General features: G+C 49.2%; 5 protein-coding genes. All 5 read left to right on the forward strand.

The window, feature by feature from the left end:
- Window positions 1–304: 304 nt before the first annotated feature.
- Complete coding sequence (locus tag FDW87_RS08990) at window positions 305–1,936, forward strand: sensor histidine kinase (protein ID WP_137379671.1); 1,632 nt, start codon at window positions 305–307, stop codon at window positions 1,934–1,936.
- Window positions 1,933–2,652 (forward strand): two-component system response regulator DcuR, encoded by a 720-nt coding sequence (gene dcuR, locus FDW87_RS08995; protein WP_016155419.1) that lies wholly within the window; start codon window positions 1,933–1,935, stop codon window positions 2,650–2,652. The genes FDW87_RS08990 and dcuR overlap by 4 nt, the downstream gene beginning before the upstream one ends.
- Window positions 2,653–2,949: 297 nt before the next feature.
- Window positions 2,950–3,252 (forward strand): hypothetical protein, encoded by a 303-nt coding sequence (locus tag FDW87_RS09000; protein WP_131341598.1) that lies wholly within the window; start codon window positions 2,950–2,952, stop codon window positions 3,250–3,252.
- A 118-nt stretch (window positions 3,253–3,370) separates the two neighbouring features.
- On the forward strand, window positions 3,371–4,711 hold the full coding sequence (gene dcuB, locus FDW87_RS09005; protein ID WP_137379672.1) for an anaerobic C4-dicarboxylate transporter DcuB: 1,341 nt from the start codon (window positions 3,371–3,373) through the stop codon (window positions 4,709–4,711).
- A 96-nt stretch (window positions 4,712–4,807) separates the two neighbouring features.
- Window positions 4,808–6,278 (forward strand): fumarate hydratase (locus FDW87_RS09010; RefSeq protein WP_252363085.1); only part of this gene is annotated, 1,471 nt, incomplete at its 3' end.

Below are 6,278 nucleotides of genomic sequence, written 5' to 3' on the forward strand. Positions count from 1 at the left end.
GGGAGTTTCCTGCGGCCCGCAACCCTTAAATTGCAGAAAAATGACTGACCGCTGTATTCCACAGCAAAACCCCGCCTTATACCCATTTACACACAGAGTTATCCACAATCGTAAGCAAAATAGTGGTCAGCCTCCCTGAAAGAAGTGAAAGCAGATAAGGAAATCTCTATATAAAAAGAGACTCGCTCCACGTTATATATAGAAGAAAAGCCCAGGCAGCCCATGCCCCATCATCCCTACCACCTTTGAATTACGCATCCCATCAGGCGATAATACCCATACAAACCGTGATTCCAGGACCGTGATGAGACACTCTCTGCAACGTACTGCTATACGCAAACGCCCGATGAAGCTCGGCACTACCGTGATCCTCATGGTCAGTGCGGTACTCTTCTCCGTACTGCTTGTCGTTCATCTGATTTATTTCTCGCAAATCAGCAACATGACGCGCGATGCATTAGCGGGTAAAGCGCTTGCGGTCGCACGAACGCTGGCAAACTCCCCGGAGATCCGCCAGGGGCTAATGAAAAAGCCCGAGGAAAGCGGTATTCAGGCGATTGCCCAGGCGGTGAATAAGAGCAACGATTTTTTATTCATCGTCGTCACCGATATGCAAAGCATTCGTTACTCCCATCCCGAAGCGCAGCGAATCGGTCAGCCGTTTAAAGGCGATGACATTTTGCTGGCCCTGCAAGGGAAAGAGAATGTCGCCATTAATCGCGGATTTCTGGCGCAAGCCCTGCGCGTATTTACCCCTATTTATGACGAGCATCACCGGCAGATAGGCGTCGTGTCGATCGGCCTTGAGCTAAGCAGGGTGACTGAGCAGATCAATAACAGCCGTGGCAGCATCTTTTGGTCCATCTTATTTGGCGTGCTGGTTGGGCTGCTCGGCACATGGGTATTTGTCAAAGTCCTCAAGCGTATTCTGTTTGGTCTGGAGCCGTATGAAATCTCCAATCTGTTCGAACAACGCCAGGCGATGCTGCACTCTATAAAGGAAGGCGTCATTGCCGTTGACGAGTGCGGTGAAGTGACGCTGATAAACCAGGCGGCACAAGAGCTGCTGGATTACCACAAATCGCATGACGATGCCCAGCTCTCCACGCTCAGCCACGCATGGTCAAAAGTGGTCGATTTTTCACAGGTACTGCATGACGGAACGCCGCGTCGCGATGAAGAGATCATGGTGAAGGATCGGCTACTCTTAATTAACACGGTTCCGGTACTCAGCAACGGTAAAATCATCGGGGCCATTTCAACATTCAGAGATAAGACTGAAGTCCGAAAATTAATGCAACGACTGGACGGCATGGTCAACTATGCCGACGCACTTCGTGAACGATCCCACGAATTCATGAATAAATTGCACGTGATTCTGGGATTATTGCATCTGAAAAGTTATAAGCAGCTTGAAAATTACATCCTGAAGACCGCAAACAGTTATCAGGAAGAGATTGGCTCACTGTTAGGAAAAATAAAATCCCCGGTGATCGCAGGATTTTTACTCAGTAAGATTAATCGCACATCTGATTTAGGCCATAGCCTGGTGATCAGCAATGAAAGCCAGTTACCGGAAAACAGCAACGAAGATCAGGTGGCTGTGCTGATTACCGTTCTGGGGAATTTAATTGAAAACGCCCTGGAGGCGCTAGGTCAAGAACCTGGTGGCGAGATCAGCGTATCCTTGCATTATCGACACGGCTGGTTGCATTGCGAAGTGAATGACGATGGTCCGGGGATTGCCCCCGAACACATTGAGCACATCTTTGAGAAGGGCGTTTCGTCAAAAGGAACCGAACGGGGCGTTGGTTTAGCGCTTGTTAAACAACAGGTTGAAAACGTTGGCGGCAATATTTCCGTCGAGTCAGAACCTGGGATCTTCACCCAATTTTTTGTACAGTTACCGTGGAATGGTGAGAGGGCCAGCAGATGATCAATGTCTTAATTGTCGATGACGATGCAATGGTAGCGGAATTAAACCGCCGTTATGTCGCGCAACTCTCCGGTTTTCATTGCTGCGGCACAGCCTCCACGCTGGAGAAAGCAAAAGAGATAATCTTTCATAGCGGTAATCATATCGATTTGATTTTGCTTGATATTTATATGCAAAAAGAAAACGGTCTGGATCTGTTGCCTGTATTGCACAGCGAAGGTTGCAAGTGTGATGTTATTGTCATCTCTTCCGCCGCTGACGCGACCACCATCAAAGACTCTCTCCACTATGGTGTCGTTGACTACCTGATCAAACCGTTCCAGGCATCCCGTTTTGAAGAGGCGCTGACCGGCTGGCTACAAAAGAAAACCGAGATGGAAAAGCATCAGTACTATGAACAGTCTGAGCTTGACCAGTTGATTCACGGCAGCTCCTCCAATGAACAAGAAGCGCGGCGCTTACCTAAAGGATTAACGCCACAAACGTTACGCACGCTGTGCCAGTGGATTGATGAGCATCAGGATCAGGAATTCTCCACCGATGAACTGGCCAACGAGGTCAATATCTCGCGCGTTTCTTGCCGTAAATATCTTATCTGGCTCGTCAATTGTCACATCCTATTTACCAGCATCCATTATGGCGTAACCGGTAGACCGGTTTATCGTTACCGCGTTCAGGCTGAACATTACTCATTACTAAAACAATATTGCCAATAAAAACAATTTGGGATTATTTGTTATTTGAAAGTAACAATTATTAAAATAATGAAAAATCCCTACTTTTCTGAATCATGCTGCAGAATTATAAATTTGCGTTAGATCAAATATATTTGTATCCGGCATGTTAAATGTATTATTTTAATATTGATTAACGTCACACTGTTTTTAATTTCAAAATCGCTAACAAAAGTTAATTAAGTATTATCTAGCTCGCAGAGTGTGTATTTTTACCCATAAAGGATTAGTCTGAAATTAACCAGACATACAAAATCTAGACTGGTAGCAATGGAGACCATGCTACGTACCATGGACACCGTACATTTTTGTGAGCAAATAAAAGTATCCGCACGCCAACCTCATCACATTATGAAATGGCGTGAGCGTGATCACACAAATAACCTACTCACCCATTCTGTCGGTGGTTCACGAAATAGCGGAAAACGCAAAACAGATAAATTACAGCGTCAACCGCAGCTCTCCATGTCCAGCTCTGCTTCCCATCGCCTGAGGATTCTCTCCTCTGATCAAAGCCACAGAAAAAAGCTAAATATCGCCATAACGTTAAAAAAACATTCTAGCAAGACATTTGAACATTAATCGCAAATACGGACATATCGAATACTGACCATTTTTTGATGCCTATTCCGGCAAAAAAGAATGTGGCACAGATCCATTTTTCAAAAAATTGACTGGTTTTTTCGCGAGGGTAAATAAAATGTTATTTAGTATACAACTTCTTATAATATTAATATGTTTGTTTTATGGTGCCAGAAAGGGCGGTATCGCGCTGGGTTTATTAGGCGGTATCGGCCTGGTCATTCTGGTTTTCGTTTTCCATCTCCAGCCGGGTAAACCACCTGTAGATGTAATGCTGGTTATTATTGCCGTGGTGGCCGCATCGGCAACCTTGCAAGCCTCCGGCGGCCTTGACGTTATGCTGCAAATCGCTGAAAAGCTGCTGCGCCGTAACCCAAAATACGTTTCCATCGTCGCCCCGTTCGTTACCTGCACCCTGACGATTCTCTGCGGTACAGGCCACGTGGTCTACACCATCCTGCCAATCATTTATGACGTTGCTATTAAGAACAATATTCGCCCGGAACGTCCGATGGCGGCGAGTTCTATCGGTGCGCAGATGGGGATTATCGCCAGCCCGGTGTCCGTGGCCGTTGTATCACTGGTCGCAATGCTGGGTAACGTAACGTTTGAAGGCAAGCATCTTGAATTCCTCGACCTGCTCAGCATCACTATCCCGTCTACCCTGTTGGGTATCCTGGCGATCGGTATCTTCAGTTGGTTCCGCGGTAAAGATCTGGATAAAGATGAAGAATTCCAGAAGTTTATTTCCGTCCCTGAAAACCACAACTACGTTTATGGCGATACCGCCACACTGTTAGACAAAAAGCTGCCAAAAAGCAACTGGCTGGCCATGTGGATCTTCCTTGCCGCTATCGCCGTTGTTGCCGTGCTCGGCGCGTTCTCTGAGCTGCGCCCTACCTTCAGCGGCAAACCGCTGTCAATGGTACTGGTTATCCAGATGTTCATGCTGCTGACCGGTGCGCTGATTATTATCCTGACGAAGACCAATCCCGCTTCAATATCTAAAAACGAAGTCTTCCGTTCCGGTATGATCGCGATTGTGGCGGTGTACGGTATTGCCTGGATGGCCGAAACAATGTTCGGCGCGCACATGACGGAAATCGAAGGTGTGCTGGGCAATATGGTGAAAGAGTATCCGTGGGCCTATGCAATTGTTCTGCTGTTGGTTTCCAAATTTGTAAACTCCCAGGCTGCGGCGCTGGCGGCGATTGTTCCGGTCGCACTGGCAATTGGGGTTGATCCAGCGTACATCGTTGCTTCCGCTCCGGCATGTTACGGTTACTACATTCTGCCGACTTACCCGAGCGATCTGGCGGCTATTCAGTTTGACCGTTCCGGCACCACCCACATTGGCCGTTTCGTTATCAACCACAGCTTCATTCTACCTTGGTTGATCGGCGTGAGCGTATCCTGTGTCTTTGGTTGGATCTTCGCCGCAATGTACGGTTTCCTGTAATTACAGTGCGCGTGCTGTCCGCTTTGGTACGGCACGCCACCGTCAAGACACAGAGAATTTTAAAATTCCTGAGAAAAATGAAAAGGCTGGAAGCAAATGTCAAAAGTTGAATTCACTTATCAGGCGGCTTTCCCACTGGGGGAAGACAAAACTGAGTACTACCTGCTGACCTCCGATCACGTCAGCGTCGGCGAGTTTGAAGGCGAAACAATCCTGAAAGTAGCCCCTGAAGCACTTACGCTACTGGCCCAACAAGCCTTCCACGATGCCTCCTTCATGCTCCGCCCTGAACACCAACAGCAAGTCGCCTCAATTCTCCATGATCCCGAAGCCAGCGAAAACGATAAATACGTAGCGCTGCAGTTCCTGAGAAACTCCGAAATCGCGGCTAAAGGCGTATTGCCAACCTGCCAGGACACCGGTACGGCAATTATCATGGGTAAAAAAGGTCAGCGCGTCTGGACCGGTGGCGGCGACGAAGCGGCACTCTCCAAGGGCGTATTTAATACCTATATTGAAGATAACCTGCGCTACTCGCAAAACGCGGCGCTGGATATGTACAAAGAAGTGAATACCGGCACCAACCTGCCCGCACAAATCGACCTGTACAGCGTGGACGGTGACGAATACAAATTCCTGTGCGTGGCCAAAGGCGGCGGTTCAGCGAACAAAACCTATCTGTATCAGGAAACCAAAGCGCTGCTGACGCCCGGCAAACTGAAAAACTTCCTGGTAGAGAAAATGCGCACGCTGGGTACCGCAGCATGCCCGCCGTACCACATTGCATTCGTCATTGGCGGCACGTCAGCGGAAAGCACCCTGAAAACGGTGAAGCTGGCCAGCACACACTACTATGACGCACTGCCGACTGAAGGTAATGCGCACGGCCAGGCGTTCCGCGATCTGCAACTGGAACAGGAACTGCTGGAAGAAGCGCAGAAACTCGGCCTCGGCGCCCAGTTTGGCGGGAAATACTTCGCGCACGATATCCGCGTGATCCGCCTGCCTCGCCACGGCGCATCCTGCCCGGTTGGTATGGGTGTGTCTTGCTCCGCAGACCGTAACATCAAGGCCAAGATTAACCGCGAAGGGATCTGGATCGAAAAACTGGAACATAACCCAGCCCAGTACATTCCGGAGTCGCTGCGCCAGGCAGGCGAAGGTGAAGTGGTTAAAGTTGACCTTAACCGCCCAATGAAAGAGATCCTCGCTCAGCTTTCTCAGTATCCGGTTTCTACCCGTCTGTCGCTGAGCGGCACCATCATTGTCGGCCGCGATATTGCCCACGCGAAGCTAAAAGAACGTATTGAGTCCGGCGAAGGTCTGCCGCAGTACGTGAAAGATCACCCTATCTACTACGCGGGCCCGGCCAAAACACCTGCGGGTTATCCGTCCGGCTCTTTAGGGCCAACCACTGCGGGTCGTATGGACTCCTATGTTGACCTGTTACAGTCTCACGGCGGCAGCATGATCATGCTGGCAAAAGGTAACCGTAGCCAGCAGGTGACAGACGCCTGCCATAAACACGGCGGCTTCTATTTAGGTAGCATTGGTGGCCCGGCAGCGG

The organism is Citrobacter sp. wls826, from assembly GCF_005281245.1.
In the GTDB taxonomy this organism is placed as follows: Bacteria; Pseudomonadota; Gammaproteobacteria; order Enterobacterales; family Enterobacteriaceae; genus Citrobacter; species Citrobacter braakii.

What these genes read in the sequence shown, in the direction of transcription:
- FDW87_RS08990 (WP_137379671.1), top strand. Translation starts at nt 305, where the DNA reads ATGAGACACTCTCTGCAACGTACTGCTATACGCAAACGCCCGATGAAG.
- dcuR (WP_016155419.1), top strand. Translation starts at nt 1,933, where the DNA reads ATGATCAATGTCTTAATTGTCGATGACGATGCAATGGTAGCGGAATTA.
- FDW87_RS09000 (WP_131341598.1), top strand. Translation starts at nt 2,950, where the DNA reads ATGCTACGTACCATGGACACCGTACATTTTTGTGAGCAAATAAAAGTA.
- dcuB (WP_137379672.1), top strand. Translation starts at nt 3,371, where the DNA reads ATGTTATTTAGTATACAACTTCTTATAATATTAATATGTTTGTTTTAT.